13 protein-coding genes are annotated in these 18,163 nt (G+C 75.8%); 8 read left to right on the plus strand and 5 right to left on the minus strand.

The features are described 5' to 3' along the window. The first annotated feature begins 130 nt into the window (after nt 1-130). The gene (locus ACFYZY_RS13355) at nt 131-2,926 is read left to right on the plus strand and encodes an alpha/beta fold hydrolase (RefSeq protein WP_388692974.1); all 2,796 of its coding nucleotides are present in this window, start codon (nt 131-133) and stop codon (nt 2,924-2,926) included. Continuing rightward, complete coding sequence (locus ACFYZY_RS13360; protein ID WP_388692976.1) at nt 2,923-3,819, plus strand: ABC transporter permease; 897 nt, start codon at nt 2,923-2,925, stop codon at nt 3,817-3,819. Before ACFYZY_RS13355 ends, ACFYZY_RS13360 begins: the two co-directional genes overlap by 4 nt. A 51-nt stretch (nt 3,820-3,870) precedes the next feature. Here ACFYZY_RS13360 and ACFYZY_RS13365 read toward each other — a convergent pair whose 3' ends face one another. Then, nucleotides 3,871-4,593, minus strand: coding sequence for a DNA-binding response regulator (locus ACFYZY_RS13365; protein ID WP_388692978.1), 723 nt, complete (start codon nt 4,591-4,593; stop codon nt 3,871-3,873). A gap of 545 nt (nt 4,594-5,138) precedes the next feature. On the opposite strand from ACFYZY_RS13365, the gene ACFYZY_RS13370 reads away from it, so the two are divergent. The 3 genes from ACFYZY_RS13370 to ACFYZY_RS13380 all read left to right on the plus strand — a co-directional run bounded on the left by ACFYZY_RS13370 (nt 5,139) and on the right by ACFYZY_RS13380 (nt 9,203). Next, a complete protein-coding gene (locus ACFYZY_RS13370) occupies nt 5,139-5,618 on the plus strand; it encodes a DUF1772 domain-containing protein (protein ID WP_388692979.1) in 480 nt (159 codons plus the stop codon). Between the two features lie 423 nt (nt 5,619-6,041). Then, nucleotides 6,042-6,923, plus strand: a complete 882-nt coding sequence (locus ACFYZY_RS13375; RefSeq protein WP_388692981.1) for a BTAD domain-containing putative transcriptional regulator — start codon at nt 6,042-6,044, stop codon at nt 6,921-6,923. Between the two features lie 249 nt (nt 6,924-7,172). Beyond that, complete coding sequence (locus tag ACFYZY_RS13380) at nt 7,173-9,203, plus strand: helix-turn-helix domain-containing protein (RefSeq protein WP_388692983.1); 2,031 nt, start codon at nt 7,173-7,175, stop codon at nt 9,201-9,203. Between the two features lie 22 nt (nt 9,204-9,225). Here the strand turns inward: ACFYZY_RS13380 and ACFYZY_RS13385 are convergent, their stop codons facing one another. Both ACFYZY_RS13385 and ACFYZY_RS13390 read right to left on the minus strand, forming a co-directional pair. Then, nucleotides 9,226-10,497, minus strand: a complete 1,272-nt coding sequence (locus tag ACFYZY_RS13385) for an IS701 family transposase (RefSeq protein WP_388692985.1) — start codon at nt 10,495-10,497, stop codon at nt 9,226-9,228. A 422-nt stretch (nt 10,498-10,919) separates the two neighbouring features. Next, complete coding sequence (locus ACFYZY_RS13390; RefSeq protein ID WP_388692987.1) at nt 10,920-12,068, minus strand: winged helix DNA-binding domain-containing protein; 1,149 nt, start codon at nt 12,066-12,068, stop codon at nt 10,920-10,922. 54 nt (nt 12,069-12,122) lie between these two features. Here ACFYZY_RS13390 and ACFYZY_RS13395 point away from each other — a divergent pair, with 54 nt between their 5' ends. The 3 genes from ACFYZY_RS13395 to ACFYZY_RS13405 all read left to right on the plus strand — a co-directional run bounded on the left by ACFYZY_RS13395 (nt 12,123) and on the right by ACFYZY_RS13405 (nt 16,629). Further along, nucleotides 12,123-13,928 carry a DUF2079 domain-containing protein gene (locus ACFYZY_RS13395; RefSeq protein ID WP_388692988.1) on the plus strand — a complete coding sequence of 602 codons (1,806 nt, stop codon included), beginning with the start codon at nt 12,123-12,125 and terminating at the stop codon, nt 13,926-13,928. A gap of 300 nt (nt 13,929-14,228) precedes the next feature. Continuing rightward, entirely contained in the window at nt 14,229-15,086 is an 858-nt protein-coding gene (locus tag ACFYZY_RS13400) for a hypothetical protein (RefSeq protein WP_388692990.1), read from the plus strand. Between the two features lie 196 nt (nt 15,087-15,282). Further along, entirely contained in the window at nt 15,283-16,629 is a 1,347-nt protein-coding gene (locus ACFYZY_RS13405; protein WP_388692992.1) for an esterase-like activity of phytase family protein, read from the plus strand. Nucleotides 16,630-16,745: 116 nt separating this feature from the next. Here ACFYZY_RS13405 and ACFYZY_RS13410 read toward each other — a convergent pair whose 3' ends face one another. Both ACFYZY_RS13410 and ACFYZY_RS13415 read right to left on the minus strand, forming a co-directional pair. Next, nucleotides 16,746-17,048 carry a hypothetical protein gene (locus ACFYZY_RS13410; protein ID WP_388692994.1) on the minus strand — a complete coding sequence of 101 codons (303 nt, stop codon included), beginning with the start codon at nt 17,046-17,048 and terminating at the stop codon, nt 16,746-16,748. A 137-nt stretch (nt 17,049-17,185) separates the two neighbouring features. Beyond that, nucleotides 17,186-18,136 (minus strand): RNA polymerase sigma-70 factor, encoded by a 951-nt coding sequence (locus ACFYZY_RS13415; protein WP_388693212.1) that lies wholly within the window; start codon nt 18,134-18,136, stop codon nt 17,186-17,188. Between the last annotated feature and the right edge of the window lie 27 nt (nt 18,137-18,163).

The following is an 18,163-nucleotide window of genomic DNA, read 5'->3' on the forward strand; positions in this document are numbered from 1 at the left end:
TCCTGCCGCTCGACGCCGAACTCGGTGCCGATCGCTCCCGCGAGTTCCTCGGCGAACTCCGTGCCTTCGCCGAGGAGGGCGCCGGGCACCGCACGCCGGGGAAGGGACGGCACCGCCTAGGCTCGGCGGCATGCGACTCCGACTTCCCCGGTGGGCCGCGGTCACCGCCGTGCTCACCGTCCTCGCGGGTGCCGGCACCTGGACCGCCGTCGCCTCGGACGATCCACCGCCCGTGCACCGCGCGGACCGGACGCTCGACGGCGACGGCGTACGGCTCGACACCTCGTACTTCACCGGCGACGGGGACGGGCGCAGGCCCGCCGTCCTCCTCGGGCACGGTTTCGGCGGCTCCAAGGAGGACGTCCGCGCCCAGGCCGAGGGGCTGGCCCGGGACGGATACGCCGTACTCACCTGGTCCGCCCGGGGGTTCGGCGCCTCCACCGGGGAGATCGGGCTCAACGACCCCGCACACGAGGTCGGGGACGTCAGCCGGCTGATCGACTGGCTCGCCGCCCGCCCCGAAGTCCTGCTCGACAAGGCCGGTGACCCGCGCGTCGGCGTCACCGGCGCCTCCTACGGCGGCGCGATCTCCCTCCTCGCCGCCGGGCACGACCCGCGCGTGGACGCGATCGCCCCCCGGATCACGTACTGGAACCTCGCCGACGCCCTCTTCCCGAACGGCGTCTTCAAGAAGCTCTGGGCCGGAATCTTCTTCTCTTCCGGGAACGGGGCGGGGACCGGAGCCGCCGGCCGGACCGGCACGGGGCCCGACGCCGGAACCGGCACCGGGCCGGGGGAGACCCCGGGCCCCGGTACCGGTTCCGGCACCGGGTCGGGGAAGGCCCCGGCCTCCGGGGCCGGAAAGGCCCCCGCTCCCGGAAAGCCCGCCGCCTGCGGGCGGTTCACCGCCGAGCTCTGCTCCCTCTACCAGCGCGTCGCCGTCTCCGGGAAGCCCGACGCCGCCGCCCGCGCGCTCCTCGAAGCCCGCAGTCCCTCCGCCGTCGGTTCCCGCATCAAGGTGCCCGCCCTCCTCGTCCAGGGACAGACCGACTCCCTCTTCACCCTGGCCCAGTCCGACGCCATGGCCCGCGCCCTCACCGCCAACGGTGCCCCCGTCGCCGTCGACTGGATCGCCGGGGGCCACGACGGCGGCGACGGCGAGACCGGGCGCGTCGAACGGCGGATCGGCGCCTGGTTCGACCGCTGGCTGAAGCGGGACGCCTCCGCGGACACCGGCCCCGCCTTCCGCGTCAGCCGCACCGGCGGCGTCGACTCCACCGATGGCCGGGCCACCCTGCGCGCCGCGACCGCCGACCGCTACCCGGGGCTCGTCTCCGCCCCCACGAACCTCCCCCTCGGCGGGCCGCCGCAGACCTTCGCCAACCCGCCGGGCGCCGCGCCGCCCGCCGTCTCGGCCGTCCCCGGTCTCGGCGGCGGACTCTCCGGCCTCTCCTCCGTCGGCGTCGGCCTCTCCCTCGACTTCCCCGGCCAGCACGCCCGCTTCGACGCGGCGCCGCAGACGGAGACGGTCCGGATCACCGGCACGCCGACCGTCCGCGTCAAGGTCGCCTCGACCGCCGAGGACGGCTCCGCCGTGCTCTTCGCCAAGGTGTACGACGTCGGTCCCGACGGGCGGCAACAGGTGTTGCCCGCCCAGCTCGTCGCCCCCGTCCGCGTCGAGGACGCCCGGGCGGGCCGCGACGTCACCCTGACGCTGCCCGCGATCGACCACGAGGTGGAGGCCGGGCACCGGCTGCGGCTCGTCGTCGCCGCCACCGACCTCGGCTACGCCTCCCCGGCCGCCCCGGCCGCGTACACCGTCGCCGTCGAGGGGCCGCTCGCCGTCCCCACCGCGCCCGGCCTCACCACCCGGGCCGCCGCCCTGCCCCGGTGGGTGTGGGGCCTGCCGCTGGCCGGTCTGGCCGTCGCCGCCGCCCTGCTGCTCACGGCCCGCCGCAGGACCGCCGCCCCCGCGCCCGACCCGGAACTCGCCGCCGTACCGCTCCTGATCACCGGCCTGTCGAAGAAGTACAAGGGCGGCGAGCGGTACAGCGTCGAGGACCTCTCCTTCCGCGTCGAGCGGGGACAGGTCCTCGGCCTCCTCGGCCCGAACGGCGCCGGCAAGACCACCACCCTGCGCATGCTGATGGGCCTCATCACCCCCGACGAGGGCGAGATCAGGGTCTTCGGCCAGGCGATCCGTCCCGGCGCCCCGGTCCTCTCCCGCGTCGGCGCCTTCGTGGAGGGCGCGGGCTTCCTGCCGCACCTGTCCGGCCGGGAGAACCTCGACCTGTACTGGAAGGCCACCGGCCGTCCCGCCGGGGACGCCCACGTGGACGAGGCGCTGCGGATCGCGAACCTGGGCGGCGCCCTGGAACGCGCCGTGCGGACCTACTCGCAGGGCATGCGGCAGCGGCTCGCCCTCGCCCAGGCCATGCTCGGCCTGCCGGACCTGCTGATCCTGGACGAACCGACCAACGGACTCGACCCGCCGCAGATCCGCGAGATGCGGGAGGTGATGATCCGGTACGCGGCCGGGGGCCGTACCGTCATCGTCTCCAGCCACCTCCTGGCCGAGGTCGAGCAGTCCTGCACCCACCTCGTCGTCATGGACCGGGGGCGACTGGTGCAGGCCGGACCGGTCGCGGAGATCACCGGCTCCGGGGACACCCTCCTCGTGACCCTCGCGGAGGGCGGACCGGACGGCGCCCCCGTCCCCGACGCCCTGGTCGAGAAGGTCGGGGCCCTGCCCGGCGTCGGCTCGGCCGCCCGCACCGACGGCGGACTCCTGGTCCGCCTCGACGGCGCCGACGCGACCGCCCTCATCGCCGAACTCGTCCGGCTGGAGGTGCCGGTGACCGGGGTCGGTCCGCACCGGCGCCTCGAAGACGCGTTCCTGACCCTGATCGGAGGAGGAGCCGCATGAGCAGCACCGTCCCCAGCGCCCCGCCGTCCGGGAGCCCCGCCGGCGCGGCGGAGTCCGCCCCCGGTTACCGGCCCGGACGCACCCTGCCCCTGCGCGTCGAGGCCCTGCGCCAGTGGAAACGGCGCCGCACCCTGGTGATGGGCGCGGTCCTGGCCGCCCTGCCGTTCGTCCTGATCGCGGCCTTCGCGATCGGCGGACCCGGGGACGACGGCCGCGCCGGCCGCGTCACCCTGATGGACACGGCGACGGCCTCGGGCGTCAACTTCGCGGCCACCTGCCTCTTCGTCTCGGCGGGTTTCCTCCTCGTCATCCCCGTGGCGCTGTTCTGCGGGGACACCGTCGCCTCCGAGGCGAGCTGGTCCTCCCTGCGCTACCTCCTCGCCGCGCCCGTGCCCCGGTCCCGGCTGCTCGCCTCCAAACTGGCGGTCGCCCTCGGCTACAGCGCCGCCGCGATGGTCCTCCTCCCGCTGGTGGCCCTGGCGGCGGGCACGGTCGCCTACGGCTGGGGGCCGCTCCGGCTGCCGACCGGCGGCGCGGTGCCCGCCGGTGACGCGCTGCTCAGGATCGGCGTCGCCGTGGCCTTCGTCCTCGCCTCCCAACTGGTCACGGCCGGACTCGCCTTCTGGTTGTCCACCCGCACCGACGCCCCGCTCGGCGCGGTGGGCGGCGCCGTCGGCCTGACCGTCGTGGGCAACGTCCTGGACGCCGTCACCGCACTCGGCGACTGGCGCGAGTTCCTGCCCGCGCACTGGCAGTTCGCCTGGATCGACGCGCTCCAGCCCCAGCCGGAATGGGGCGGCATGGTGAAGGGCGCGGCGGTCTCCCTGACGTACGCCCTGGTCCTCTTCGCCCTCGCCTTCCGGGGCTTCGCCCGCAAGGACATCGTGTCGTAGGGCCCGGCCCGAAGACCCCGGGTCGTGCCGGGCCGGCGGTTCGACGGCCCGTCACAGCCACCCCCTCCGAGCCGCTTCCGCACCCGCGCGGAAGCGGCTCGTCGTGCCGAGGGCCGCCATCAGCTCGCCCACCCGCCGGCTGTACGTCCGCGCGGACATGCCGAGCCGGGTCGCCGCCGCCTCGTCCGTGAGCCCCGACAGGAGGGCGTCGAGCACCGGGCGGAGCTGGGGCGGCAGGTCGTCCGGCGGCGGCGACGGGGACGGCACCGGGGACGACGGTTCTTCGGCCATCGACCAGCAGACGCGGTGGACCCGGACGAGGGCCCGCACCACCACCGGGTCGCGGATCAGCAGCAGGCCGTTGTAGAGCAGTTCCAGATCGAGCGGGATCGCCGCCACCGTCCGGTCGACCAGGATCATCTTGAACGGGATCGACTCCAGCAGGCGGGCCCGCCCGGGAAGCCGGGGCCCTCCTTCGAGCCGGGGCAGGGCGTGTCGCGGAACGATTCGCCTCACCTCGTCGGCCCGCTCCGCCGCGGACCGCATGCACGCCGCCGCCAGCTCCAGGAACGGTTCGGGGATCGCGTACGCGGTGGACGCCACCGGGTCGTCGAAGGTCAGCAGTTCGTGCCGGGTGGAAGCGGCCAGTCCGGCGAGCGCGGCACTGATGCGCCGCGCGCCCCGGACCGGGCGTCCCGCGGGCCGCTGCCCCTCGGCCGTGGCCCGGTTCATCGCCGAACGGGCGAGTGTCACGGAGCCCGCGCTCTCTGCCACCGGTGACCTCCCCCGTCGATCGATGTCCACTCCATGTACGCATGTGACTGCACACGGTGACAACCCCTGTTGGGGAGGATGGCGAATCCATGCCACGGGGGCCCCGGCCGTCGCGGTGGGAACCCTTCTCCCCCCTCTCCGTCGTCCCTCCCCGGCGGCGTACCGTTCTCGGGGTCAAGTTCCTTGCAGGAGAGGGGAGATGGCGGGGCGCCGTGCGGTCCGTGAGCACCCGGCGCGGCCGGAAACGGTCTCCTACCACGGACGCGGGGCCGCCCGGTCGGAAGTTCGGTCCGTACGGAACGGGGGCGGCGCCGGAACCGTACAACCGTCGCATCGGGTGACGCGTACGGCTGACGCGCGCGGTTGACGCGCCGGGCGGGACGCGGGCAGACGCGGGCGGTTGCGGGCGATTGTCGTCGGCCGGGTCGCCCCTGCCCGGTTGCCCCCGGCCGGGTCGTCCCCGCCCGGGCGCCCGGCGTGCCGCCCGGCTCCCGGATTGACGCGTACGGATCACAAAGGGGGCGGGGGGCGGCCAGAATGACCGCATGCCCACCCTCCTCCTCGCCCTCGCCGTCGTCTCCACCGGCCTCTACGCCGGATTCATGCTGATCTTCCTGACCGGGATCATGCCCGCGCTCGCCCGGCTGGCGGACGCCGAGTTCGTCACGGCGATGCGCGGGATCAACGAGTGCGTGCCGAGGGCGGCGTTCCTCTCCGTCTTCCTCGGCGCGGTCGCCTTCCCCGCCGCCGCGTTCCTCGTCCCCGTCGACGGACGCACGGACGCGCAGGGACGGCTCGTCCTCGCGGGGCTCGTCTGCGCGGTCCTCAACCACCTGGTCACCCTCGGCGGCAACATCCCCCTCAACACGGCCCTCGCCGCCTCCGGGAACGTTCCCGGAGGCGCCCCCGAGGGCGATCCGTCGGCGGTCCGGACCGCCTTCGAGGCGCGGTGGAACGGCTTCCACCGCGCCCGCACCGTCCTGATCGTCCTGTCCTTCGGCCTGCTCACCGCCGCCGTGCTCTAGGCCGTGTCCGGAAAGTCCCGCCCGGCCCGCGTCACCCGGCCCGCGACGCGACCCGCGCGCCCGCCGCGTCGCCGCCGGCCGCTCCCGCTCCGGCCGGCGAGGGCCGGGCTCCCGGCCCCGGCCCGAAACCGACCGTGGCGGCTGTTCCTGGCGCGAACCGGCCTTCCCCGGCCCCTCCGTGTCCCACGGAGATCGCTCGAAAGCGTACCTGCGAGTCCGGAAACCATCTTTCGAGACGGCGCGATCTGAGCCAGTGACGAAAACGTGTCGCCTTCATAGGCGGACATAGGGGGTGAATGACCCCGATATCCGGGAGCACGGTTCCGTACCTCACGGTTTCTTATTGACATGCCTACGGGGGTCTTTTCTAATCATCGGGAGTCATCCCGCGCGCAGGCACCGCACAGGCACTGAGGGGGCAAGGTGGACGTCCGGATTCTGGGGGGACTGTCGGTCCGTGAGAACGGGGTGTCGATCACCCCGACGGCCGCCGCTCCCCGCCAGCTGCTCGCCCTGCTCACGGCCAGCGCCGACCAGGTCGTCCCCGTGACGGTCCTGACCGAGGAGCTGTGGCCGTCCGGCGCGCCGCGCGGGGCCCGCGCCGAACTCCAGTCCCACATAGCCGGGCTGCGCGCGCTCATCGCGGGCGCCCTGCGCGGGGCCGCCCCCGCCGAACCGCGACCCGGCTGGTCCGACCGGCGCACCGCCGAGGCGATCCTCGTCTCCCAGCCCGGCGGCTACCGGCTCGACACCGGCGGCGGCGCCCACGACCTCTGGCAGTTCGAGCGCGCGGCCGGCGCCGGCTACCGGGCCATGGAGGCCGGCGACCTCCCGCGCGCCGCGCTGCGCCTCGGCGAGGCCCTGACCCTGTGGCGCGGCGACCCGTACGCGGGCGTCGCCGCCGGACCCCGCCTCCGCAGGGAGATCGAGCGGCTCAAGACCTCCCGGCTCAGCGTCCTCGACCAGTGGATCGAGGCGCAGCTGGGCCTCGGCCGGCACGCCGAACTCGTCCCGGAACTCACCGGCCTCGTCGCCCGCCACCCCGCCAACGAACCCCTCCACGCACACCTCATGGCCGCCCTGACCCGCTGCGGCCGGCACGACGAGGCCCTCACCGTGTACGAGCGGCTGCGCCTCGCCCTCCAGGGAGAGGGCGGCATGGAGCCCTCGGCGCGGCTGCGCCGCCTCCAGCGCTCGGTCCTGGCCGTGCGGGACGCCGAGGCGCGCCCCGTGTTCGGCTTCCGCGTCCCCGGCCAGTACGCCCCCGCCAGGCCCCGGCTCGTCCCGGCCGGCGCCTTCGGCTGACCCCCGGGCGGGAGCCGTCCCCGGCCCGGTCGCACGGCCCGCCGGGAACCGGCGCACGACCCGGCGGACGCCCCGCCGCCCGGCCGCCGGGCGGTCGTCCCGGACGCCGCGCGGCCGCCCCCGGAGCGCCAAACGGAATGAAGTGCCGCAACTCACCGTTGACCCGTCTCCGAAGCCGAATTAGTTTCGGCGGGCAGGACGGGTTTCCTCCCAGGTGCCCGATTTCGCTCGATCACGGGGGTCCGGACCATGACCACGCACGGCGCGGACGGGACCGGTGGTGCCGACGCGCTGCTCACGGTCCTCGAACTTCTCGCCGGGCAGGCCCCGCCCGCCCGCTTCGACGCGCTCCTGGACGGGGCCCGGCGCGACGGCCTCGACGACGACGGCCTCGACCGCCTGGAGCGGGCCGTCGCCCTCGCCGGCCGGGTCCACGCCGAACGCGCGCACGCCGCGCGGCGCGAGGCCGGACTCACCGCCCTCGCCGACACCGCCCGGGACCTGACCCTCTCCTACGACCTCGACGGCCTGCTGCGCGTCATCACCCGTCGCGCCCGCCGGCTCCTCGGCCTCGACCTGGCGTACATCACACTGAGCGGCCCGCACGGCGCCTCCTACGTCCACACCACCGAGGGCACCCGCGCCAGCCGCGCCGAGGGCCCGCGCCTCGCCCCCGGGCTCAGGATCGCCGAGGGGTACGGGCTCGGCGGCGCCGTCCAGCTGCACGGCGAACCCGTCTGGACCCCGGACTACCTCGCCGACGAGCGGTTCGCCCCCTCCGGCTCCCTCGACGCGGGCGTCCACGCCCCCGCCTTCGACGAGGCCGCCGAGTCCGCCCTGCGCGCCGAGGGGCTGCACGCGATCGTGGCCGTCCCGCTGCGCAGCGGCGACACCGTCGTCGGCACCCTGTTCGGGGCGGACCGGCGCGTCCGCCACCACACCTCCGAGGAGATCGGGCTCCTCGCCGCGCTCGCCGACCTCGCCTCCCTCGCCGTCGAGAAGGCCGGCCTCCTCGACCGGACCCGGGCCGAACTCACGGAACTGGAACGGGACAGCGCGCGGGCGCGCACCCGGCTCGCCCGCGTGCGGCACATCAGCGAGACCCACGGCCGCATCATGAACCTCGTCCTCGCGGGCGGCGACCTGTGCAACGTGGCCAAGGCCGCCGCCGACGCCCTCGACGCGACCGTGCTGGTCCGCGACCCCGGCGGCCGGTGCCTCGCCGCCGCCGGGGACATCCCCGGCCTGGACGAGGAGGCCGTCGCGAAGGCGTCGCTCGACGCCCACGCCCGCCGCCGGCCGATCCCCGCGGGGGACGACACCTGGGTCGCCCCCGTCATCGCCGGCTCCGAGGACCTCGGCGGCCTCGTGGTCCACGCCGCCACCGGGCTCACCGGCGAGGACGAGAGGCTCCTCGAACTCGCCGCCCAGGCCGTCGCCTTCCTCCTCCTCATGCGGCGCTCCACGGCCGTCGCCGAAGGACCCGTCCGCGACGAACTCCTCGACGACCTCATCGCGGACCCGCCGCACGCGCCGCAGCAGATCGCCCAGCGGGCCCGCCGCCTCGGCGTCGACCTGCGCCGGCCGCACGTCCTCGTGCTCGCCCGGCCGGAGGGCGGCGAACAGGGCCGGGCGGTCGTGTGGGCGTCCTCGTACGCGTACCGCCTCTCCGGTCTGAAGACCGTGCAGGGCGGCTGCATCGTGCTGCTGCTGCCGGGCGTCGACGCCTCGGCCGCCGCGAAGGCCGTCGCCGCCGAACTGTCCCCGCTGCTCGGGCACCCCGTCTCCGTCGCCTCCGCCGGTCCCGGCTGGAGCCCCGACGGCGTCGGCCGGATGCACCGGGAGGCCGGGCGCTGCCTCGACGCGATGAGCGCCCTCGGCGGGACCGGCTCGGCGGCCTCCGTGCAGGACCTGGGCTTCCTGGGGCTGCTGCTCTCCGACGACAACGACGTGGACGGCTTCGTGGAGGCGGCGATCGGGCCCGTACTGGACTACGACGCCGAGCGGTTCACCGACCTCACGCGCACCCTGGAGGCGTACTTCGCCTCCGGCGGCAGCCCGACGAACGCGGCCGAGGCGCTGCACGTCCACCCCAACACGGTCTCCCGCCGCCTGGAGCGGATCGGCGAACTCCTCGGCCCCGAATGGCAGAAGCCCGGCCAGGTCCTGGAGGTGCAGCTCGCGCTGCGCCTCCAGCGCACCCGGGAGGTCCTGGCCCGGGGCCGGGTCGCCCCCGAACGGCCCCGGCCGCCGGCCGCCCCGCCGGAGCCCGCCCCCTGACGGCCGGGCGGGCCCCCGGCCCTCAGCTCGCGGAGCGCCGCGCCCCGTAGCCGGGGACGCCGTACCCGGACCCGCGGTGGTGGTCCGCGGCCCGTCCGGCCGCCAGGACCGTCGCCGCGTGGGCCGCCGAGGCCAGGGTGATGTGACGGTGCCAGCCGCGGAACGAGCGGCCCACGAAGTCCCGCAGCCCCGCCCCCTCCCCGATCTCCGCGAAGTCCCGCTCCACCCGGCGGGCCAGCTTCGTCAGACGCAGCAGGGAACCGACCGGAGAACCCGTCAGATCGCTGATCCACACCCGGGACGGGGGCCGCCGGGGGTCGTCCCACTCACCGAGCAGGACCAGCGGACGCATCCGCTCCCCGCCCGGCGAGGGCAGCGCGACCCGGACGGCCGCCGCCAGCGAGGTCCGCGAGGTCCGCGTGCCGGCCACCGTGTCCACCCAGCTCACCGGCCTGCGCAGCCCCTTGAGGGACTCCAGTATCTGGGCGGCGGGGAGCGGGCCCGCCCCGAAGCCGGGCAGCGAACGGTCCGCGATCGCCAGCCGGGAACCCGGCCCGATCCGGGCCACGACCGGCACCCCGGCCCCGGCGAGCCTGGCCAGGGCCGACCGGCCCGCCCCGCCCCGTATGTCGATCAGGACCGGCCTGCGGGTGACGTCGGGCCAGCGGGCGGTGTCGAGCGCCGCCGCGACCGCGCACTCCTCCAGGGTCTCCCCGCCCGCCTCGTCGGGAACCTCGGCGCGGTCGCGCCGCGTGCGGTCGTTCACCCAGGGGTCCGGCAGGAAGAGGCGCCAGTTGACCGGGACGCTCAGCTCCTCCCCGGCGAACCACACCCCGAACGCCTGCTGGCCGTGGAAGACCTGCCCGCGCTCCGGGTCGAAGCGCCGGACCACGCCCACGGAGTGCTCGCCGGCCTTCGGGATCGGCATGGGCCGCACCACCCACGCCTGCGGGTGACCGGACCGCTCCAGGTACCGGGCGAGCGCCGCCCGCATCGGCTGCCAGTCCCAGGTGGAGCTGGAGACGAAGTGGTGCAGGCTCTGCTCGACCGCCGGTCCGCCGATCTGCGCGGCGATGTTCCGGATCGACTTGCGGCCCTGCGCCGTGAGCAGGCCGTGCAGGTACTGCTCGGCCTTCAGGCGCTGGTCGCGGCGCGGGAAGCCGGAGAAGAGCGTGGCACACAGCTCGGCGTAGACGTCCCCGCGCGGGCCGGCCGGCCCGGCGACGCCCAGGGGCACGGCCGGGGCGACGACCCCGGTGACGGCACTGCGCTTGCTTGCGACGGATGTACTCACGACACTCCTGCCCGAAGATTGAGCAGCTCCCTCCCGCTGCCCCACCACCGTCGCCCGCCGCCGCCCCCGGGGGCGAGGTGTACCCGGCACCCGAATCGGCCCCCGGATGGTGGCCGGACCACCTACCCCCGTCTCCGCGCAGGTCAGAGCCCTCCCCGCCACCTCCCGGCGGACCCCGCCGGGGCCGTCCGGAACGCCCCCGGCGGATCTGACGGACTCGCCGTCCCGGCTTTGACCCGTCGCCCTGCGTGGCCGGACCATCGCGGAGCGAGGCGATACGGGCCGGCCGCGGTCAACGCCCCGGTCCGGGAGCCGTGCCCGTACGTCTCGCCCCGCCGCCTTCCGGAGAGCGCGGCCGTACGTCTCCGCGCGCCCCCGCGCTCCTTCTCGTACGCACTCGCCCCGGGGCCGGGCCCCGCCCGTCAGCGCCCCGGCAGCACCCGCGTCTCGGCCGCCGGAAGCCCCTTGGCCCACCAGTGGTCGTAGCGGCGGTGGACGAGCGGGTCCCGGGCGGCGAGGAGCCCGGCCAGCGCCCCGGCCTCGGCCGCGATCTCCTCCCAGACCCCGGCGGGCAGCGGGTGGAAGGCCGAGACCTCGATCCCCCCGCCGGACGGCCGCCAGACCCCGGCCACGTACCCGTCGACCAGGAGCGTCGGCAGGGTGTCGCCGTTCACGCGGATCACCTGCCGGCGGTACGCGGGCGGGATGATCCGGGCGCGGTCCGCGTACGCCAGCAGGGTGCTGTCCCACATCGCCATCAGGCGCGGCGGGGCCGGGACCTCCTCGTCGGGGAGCGGCGCCCCGGGCACGTCGTACAGCACCGTGCCGCCGTCCCCCTCCCTCCGCTCCAGCTCCCCCTCCAGGGTCCGCACGGCCTCGCGCACCAGGCGCCGGGGCGCGAGCGTGAACTGCGCCATGTCCGCCACGGACGCCGGGCCGAACCCCTCCAGGTAGCGCCGGATCAGGACGGCCAGGCCGGCCGCGGACGCCTCCGGGTCGGCGAGCGCGACCGGTCCGGCCGCCGCGACGAAGGACGGCGCGGTCCCGAACGACCACGGCGGACCCGAGGGCACGTGCCACAGCGGCGCGTACTGCCGCACCATCCGCCACACCACGGACTCCACCGGCCCGTCCCGGCCCCGCCCGACCAGCTCCCGCAGCTCGGCCCCGGTCCGCGCCTCCCCGGCGTGCGCGAGCAGCCCGGGGAGCAGCGCGTCGGCGTCGGCGGCGGTGAACCCCGCCGCGACGAACCGGGGATCGTGCAGCCGCGAGCCGCGCAGCGTCGGCTCCATGGCCTCCCGGAAGGACCGGTAGTCCCCGGCGTGCACCAGGTGCAGGGTCAGCCGCATCAGCGTCGACCGGACCACCCGGAAGCCGTCCACGGCCCGGTCGAGCTCCTCCGGGTCGAAGTCCGTGACCCTGTTCCACAGCGCCACGTACGGCGAACCCGGCAACTGCGCCTGGAGGGCCACCACCCGCCGGACGGCCTCCTCGACACCGACCGGTTCACGGGAGAGGAGCAACTGCCGTGCCAGAGTGGCCCGGTTGAGCGTGCGTGCGGTGATCGCCATGGCCCGATTCTGCCTCCCCGGCGGGCGGTGGGGCACACCGCTAGGGTCGGTCCCATGGAACTCGCGCCCCCGTCCACCCCGCCCGGCCCGCCGAGCGGGACCGCCGGCGGCGTGCCGCGTCCGCGCGGGGAGACGCCCGGACCGCCGGAGGGGACGGGGGACGGGCCCCGGAGCCGCCGGGGCGGGGTCCCGCTCCCGCGCCTCCCGCGCCGCCGGGGAGCGGCCCCCGCCCCCGGCGGCGGGGACGCGGCCCCGGCCGCCGGCCGTCGGGGCGCGTTCCCGCTCCTCCGCCGCCGGGGCGCGGCCCCGACCCTCCTCTGCTTCCTCGTCTGCGCGGGCCTCGGCCTGCAGTCGTGGACCGCGCTGCGGGCCACCGGCTTCGACCTCGGCATCTTCGACCAGGCGGTACGGGCCTACGCCCACTTCGAGTTGCCCCGGTCACCGATCAAGAACACCCACCACGAGTTCCCGCCCGGGTTCTCGCTCCTCGGCGACCACTTCACGCCCGCGCTCGCGCTCCTCGCGCCGCTCTACTGGCTGTGGGACGACCCCCGGGTCCTGATCCTCGCGCAGGCGGCGCTGTTCGCGGCCGGCGTGCCGGTGGTCCGGCGCGTCGCCCGGCACTCCTTCGCGGACGCCGGACCGGCCGCCGCCCGCCGCGCCGCCGACCTCGGCGCGCTGGTGTACGCGGTGGGCTGGCCGCTCCTGAACGCCTCGTACAACGGCTTCCACGAGGTCGCCTTCGCGGTGCCGTTCACGCTCCTGATGCTGGAGCGGGGCCTCGCCCACCGGTACGGCGCGGCGGCCTGCTGGGCGGCGGCGCTGTGCACGGCGAAGGAGGACATGGGCCTGGTCGCCGGCGCGTTCGGCCTCGTCCTCGCGGTGCGCGCGCACCGCGAGGGCCACCGCCGGGGCCGGGCCACGGGGGCCGTCCTCGCCGTGGCCGGGCCGCTGGTGTCGGCGGCCGCGATCACCTGGTTCCTGCCCGCGATGGGCGGGCCGGAGGGCTACTACTGGTCGTACGGGCGGCTCGGCGCCGACCCGGGCGCGGCCCTGGCCCACGTCGCCACCGCCCCCCGGGTCCTGCTCCAGGTCGCCGTCACGCCCTTCGTGAAGGTCGTCATGACGGTCTGGATCCTGGGCACCCTCGCCCTGCTCCCGCTGGGCTCCCCGACGTTCCTGCTCGCCGTGCCCCTCCTCGCGGAACGGGTCCTCTCCGACAACCCGAACCACTGGCCGGTGATCAACCACTACGACGCCTTCCTCTGGCCGGTCCTCCTCACGGCGGCCCTGGAGACGCTGGGGAGGGCGTACGGGAAGCGCGCCGCGCCCGGCCCGGCCGGGGGCGGGGCGTCCGCCGCCGCCCGGGGCCGGACCGCCGCCGTCCGGGGCTGGACCGCCGCCGCGGTCGTCCTCTCCTCGGCGGCGGCCGTGCTCCTCGGCCTCGGGCTCCTGGTCCGGCCGGACTCCTGGCGGCCGTCCCCGGACAAACGCCCGCTCGCCGCGGGGGCGGAACTCGTCCCGGACGGCGCGACCGTGGAGGCGGACAACGCCGTCGCCCCCCGGCTGACCGCCCGTACGCACGTGGTGATCGCCGACGAGACCCCCCGGGGCGCCGACTGGGTCCTCCTCCGCACGGAGAACAGGACCTTCCCGTTCGCGTCGACCGGCGACCAGCGGCGGCGCGTCGCACTCCTCCTGGCCCACGGCTACACGGAGGCCTGGCGGCAGGACGGGACGGTCCTCCTCCACCGCACCCGGCACGTCCCGATCCCCGGCATGCGCCGCCCGGGCCCCGGCAGCACACCGATCCGCGAGGCCGTCCCCCGGGACGTCGGCACGAACCTGCTGCTGCGGTAGCGGGGCCCGTCCGCCGGGCTCCGGTGCGTTCCCGCCCGCCGGGCTCCGGTCCGCTTCTGCCCGCCGGGCTTCGGTGCGTTCCCGCCCGCCGTGCCCCGGCCCGCTCCCGCTCGCCGGGCTCGGGTGCGTTCCCGCCCGCCGTGCCCCGGCCCGTTCCCGCTCGCCGGACCCCGGCCGTTCCCGCCCGTCGTGCCCGGTCGCTCCCGTCCGTACCCCCGGCCCGCTCCCGGACGCCCCCGGTTCACCGGCGCCACGCCCCGGCGCCACGCGATCCTCACCCGGCCGCGTGAGGATCACCGCATGACCCTCACTTCGCGGGCCCCGCGCCCCGCCGCCTCCGCCGTCGTCCTCGCCGCCGCCGCGGCGCTCCTCGTCCCGGCCGCCCCGGCGCACGCCGCCCCCGCCGTCCCGACGTACGAGGTGAAGATCAACCTCACGGCGGCGGCCCTCGACGCCTCCCACGCGCCGAGCGCGGCCGTGAAGGCGGCCTTCGGCATCACCGGCTCCGCCAAGGCCCGTTCGTACGCCTACTACGACACCGACGGTCTCGCCCTCGACGCCCAGGGGTGGAGCGTCCGGCTCCGTCACAAGGACGGGTCGTCGTTCGAGGAGACGTACAAGAAGCGCTTCCCCGTCACGAACGGCGACATCGGGGCCGCGCTCGACGCGGCCGAGGCGGCCGGGTTCGACAGCGGCGACACCGCCTACAAGGCCGAGGTCGACTGGGGCTACGCCAAGCAGACCCTCAGCTTCAGCACCGAGAAGAGCCACAGCGCCAAGGGCTACGCGGGCACCACCCTCCCCACGAGCACCACCGGCCGCGGCTGGCTGGTCAACGACGTCCCCGGCGAACTGGCGGACTGGGGGAGCGCCGGCTGGGGCAAGGGCGTCCTCCAGCAGTCCCGCGCCCACGGACCGGTCACCGCCAAGGTGTACGGCGGGGCGTGGGGTGCCTCCGACGACGCGAGCATCGAGGTGCTGCCGGTGGTCGGGGCGGACGGCACCGGCACCGAGTACGTCGTGGAACTGTCCCTCAAGACCGACTCCGCCGCCGACGCCGCGGACCTGCACGCGGACGCCGTCGCCCTCGCCGACTCCAAGGGCTGGCTGTACCACGGCGACATCCTCAAGACGCGGCTGATCCTCGACCGCTACTGAGGCGCGCGCCGGGAACGCCCCGGTGGCCGGGCCCCGCCTCCGGCGCGCCGCCCCGGAGGCGTCGCCCCGGACACCCCGGGCGTTCACCCGGGGCTCGCCCCGGCGTCGCGGGCGCGTCGCCCCGCGTTGTGGCCGGAAAAGGACCATGGGGTCGTCGTCACCGACGACCACCATGTGTCCAAGGGAGTTCACCCAGATGATTCCGCGCCTTCCGCGCCGCCGACCCGCCGCCGTGGTCCTGCCGCTGTCCGCCGCGCTCGCCCTCGCGGTGGTCGGGGGCACGGCGGACGGGGCGTCGGCGCACCGCGGCCACACCGGCCCCGCCGGCCGCGTCGTCTCCACCGCGACCCTGCCCGACGTCCCGCTGGCCGCCTTCAGCAACGGTCTGGTCCGGGGCAGCGTCACGGACGACCGGGGCGTGGACCTCGGCGGCATCGGCAGCGACCTCTACCCGGCCGGGCGGCGCGGCGAGTACTGGACCGTCACCGACCGGGGCCCCAACGGCCAGATAGCCGTCGGCAAGGACAAGCGCCGCACCTTCCCCGTGCCCGGCTTCGACCCGGCCATCGTGAAGGTCCGCGCCACCGGCGGCCGCCTCCGGGTCCTGGAGGCCGTCCCGATCACCACCGCCCACGGCGCCCCCGTGACCGGCCTGCCCAACCAGCCCGGCCGCGACGAGGCCCCGTACACGTACGACGCCTCCACCCCGCTCCCGTACAACCCGAACGGCCTCGACACCGAGGGCATCGTGCGGGACCGGGACGGCGGTTTCTGGCTGGTGGACGAGTACGGCCCCTCCCTCGTGCACGTCTCCGCGAAGGGCCGGGTCCTCGCCCGCCACGTCCCGAAGGGCCTGAACCTCACCGGCACCGACTACCCGGTGGTCGAGTCGCTGCCCGCGGTCTTCCTCCAGCGCAAGGTCAACCGCGGCTTCGAGGGCCTCGCGCTGCTCCCCGGCGGCGATCTCGTCCTCGGCCTGCAGAGCCCGCTGCTCAACCCCGACAAGGCCGCGGGCGAGGAGTCCCGCACCACCCGCCTGCTGCGGTTCTCCCCGCGCGAGAACCGGGTCACCGCCGAGTACGCCTACCGCTTCGACCCGGTCGGCACGGTCGAGCCCGGCCAGACCAAGACCTCCGAACTGAAGCTGTCCGCGCTCGTCGCGCTCGGCGGCGACCGCCTCCTCGTCCAGGAGCGCACCGACAAGGCCGCCCGCCTCTACGAGGTCCGCCTCCGCCGCTCCGACGACATCCTGGGCTCCCCCTGGGACACCGCGAACGCGCCCACCCTGGAACAGCTCGACGACCGGGCGGCGGCGCGCGTGGTCCTGAAGAAGGACCTGGTGATCGACCTCAACACGGTGAAGGGCGTCCCCGGCAAGATCGAGGGCGTCGCGGTGGAGGGCTCCTCGACCCTGGTCCTGCTCAACGACAACGACTTCGGCATGACGGACGGCCCCGGGGCCTTCGACGCCCGGGGCCGCCTGGTCGACAGCGGTGTGGAGACCACCCTCGTCGAGGTGAGGCTGAACCGCCCCGTCCGCTGAACCGGGCCGCTGATCGAACCTGGCCGCTGGCCGAACCTGGCCCGTTGGCCGAACGACGCCCGTCGCACCGGTTGCCGTTCCACCCGCCCTCCGCCTCCACCGCGCGGGGACGCCTCCTACCGCGAGGCGCCCCCGCGCAGCGGATCGGGCAGGGGCACGCAACGGGCGCCGGCCCCGCCCGTGTCCAGCCGGCGCAGCAGCAGGTTGGCCTTGGCGGGCACGTGGGGTGCGTCGAGGAGCACGCGCAACTCCGCGGGACCGCCGTGCTCCGCCGCGTACCCGGCGAACACCGCACGGGCCGGTGCGCACGGCTCCATGCGCGGGGGCCACTCGTTGCTGCGGACGGCGACGTCGGCCTGGTTGGGACCAGCCCCGTTCCGACCCGCCCGAGGCAGCTCGATCCGATCGTAACGGGCCACCCCCGAGGGGGTATTGACCAGGAACAGTCGTCCAGTGGAAGGCGAGGCCCCACCCCGGTGCGCCTCGACGGTACGGCCGGGGCGGGGGAGCTGAGGGGGTCCCCGTCCACCGGGCCCGCTGGTGGGCGGGGACCGGTTCACCGCAGGGTGAGCGGGGTCTCGGACGTGACGCGGCTCAGTTTCTCGGGGTTGCGGACGTAGTACAGGGCCGTGACGCGGGCGTTCTCGACCCGGATCGTCATGACGCCGTCGAACTCCCCGTCCAGGAGGACGGCGAGCGCCGGGCTGCCGTTGACCTCGGTGGGTTCGCAGGTGACCGTGAACCCGGCCCTGCGGGAGCCGCCGAGGTAGAAGCGGGCCACCTTGTCGGCGCCGACGACGGGCCGTACCGCGGCCCGCTTGACGCCGCCGCCGTCGCTCACCAGGACGACGTCGGGGGCGAGCACGTCGAGGAGGCCCTGGAGGTCCCGCGTCTCGAGGGCGCGCCGGAACGACTCCGTGGCCGCCCGGGCCTCGCGCGGGGAGACCACCCGGCGCGGGCGGCGCGCGTCCACGTGCAGGCGGGCCCGGTGCGCGATCTGGCGGACGGCGGCGGGGCTCTTGCCGACGGCGGCGGCGATCTCGTCGTACGCGACGTCGAAGACCTCGCGCAGGACGAAGACGGCGCGTTCGGTCGGCGACAGCGTTTCGAGGACGAGCATCATCGCCATCGACACGCTCTCCGCGAGTTCGACGTCCTCGGCCACGTCCGGCGCGGTGAGCAGCGGTTCGGGCAGCCACTGGCCGACGTACGCCTCCCGGCGGCGGCTCGTCGCGCGCAGCCGGTTGAGCGCCTGCCGGGTCGTGATCCGGACCAGGTAGGCGCGCCGGTCGCGGACCCCCTCCGGATCGACCTCGATCCAGCGCAGCCAGGTCTCCTGGAGGACGTCCTCGGCGTCGGCCGCCGATCCCAGCATCTCGTACGCGACGGTGAAGAGCAGATTGCGATGGGCGACGAACGCCTCGGTCGCGGAATCGGTGGCGCGATCACCCGTGTCCGCGCCCGCGCCCGCGCCCGTGCCCGCGCCCGTGCCCGCGCCCGTGTTCATGTCGTGCTCTTCGCGCTTCCCGCCGTA

The sequence above is a fragment of the Streptomyces sp. NPDC001744 genome (genome assembly GCF_042892575.1).
Lineage (GTDB): Bacteria > Actinomycetota > Actinomycetes > Streptomycetales > Streptomycetaceae > Streptomyces.

Bases quoted from the DNA above. Each gene is read 5' to 3' on its own strand.
- ACFYZY_RS13355 (WP_388692974.1), top strand. From the start codon at position 131: ATGCGACTCCGACTTCCCCGGTGGGCCGCGGTCACCGCCGTGCTCACC.
- ACFYZY_RS13360 (WP_388692976.1), top strand. From the start codon at position 2,923: ATGAGCAGCACCGTCCCCAGCGCCCCGCCGTCCGGGAGCCCCGCCGGC.
- ACFYZY_RS13370 (WP_388692979.1), top strand. From the start codon at position 5,139: ATGCCCACCCTCCTCCTCGCCCTCGCCGTCGTCTCCACCGGCCTCTAC.
- ACFYZY_RS13380 (WP_388692983.1), top strand. From the start codon at position 7,173: ATGACCACGCACGGCGCGGACGGGACCGGTGGTGCCGACGCGCTGCTC.
- ACFYZY_RS13390 (WP_388692987.1), bottom strand. From the start codon at position 12,068: ATGGCGATCACCGCACGCACGCTCAACCGGGCCACTCTGGCACGGCAG.
- ACFYZY_RS13395 (WP_388692988.1), top strand. From the start codon at position 12,123: ATGGAACTCGCGCCCCCGTCCACCCCGCCCGGCCCGCCGAGCGGGACC.
- ACFYZY_RS13400 (WP_388692990.1), top strand. From the start codon at position 14,229: ATGACCCTCACTTCGCGGGCCCCGCGCCCCGCCGCCTCCGCCGTCGTC.
- ACFYZY_RS13405 (WP_388692992.1), top strand. From the start codon at position 15,283: ATGATTCCGCGCCTTCCGCGCCGCCGACCCGCCGCCGTGGTCCTGCCG.
- ACFYZY_RS13415 (WP_388693212.1), bottom strand. From the start codon at position 18,136: ATGAACACGGGCGCGGGCACGGGCGCGGGCACGGGCGCGGGCGCGGGC.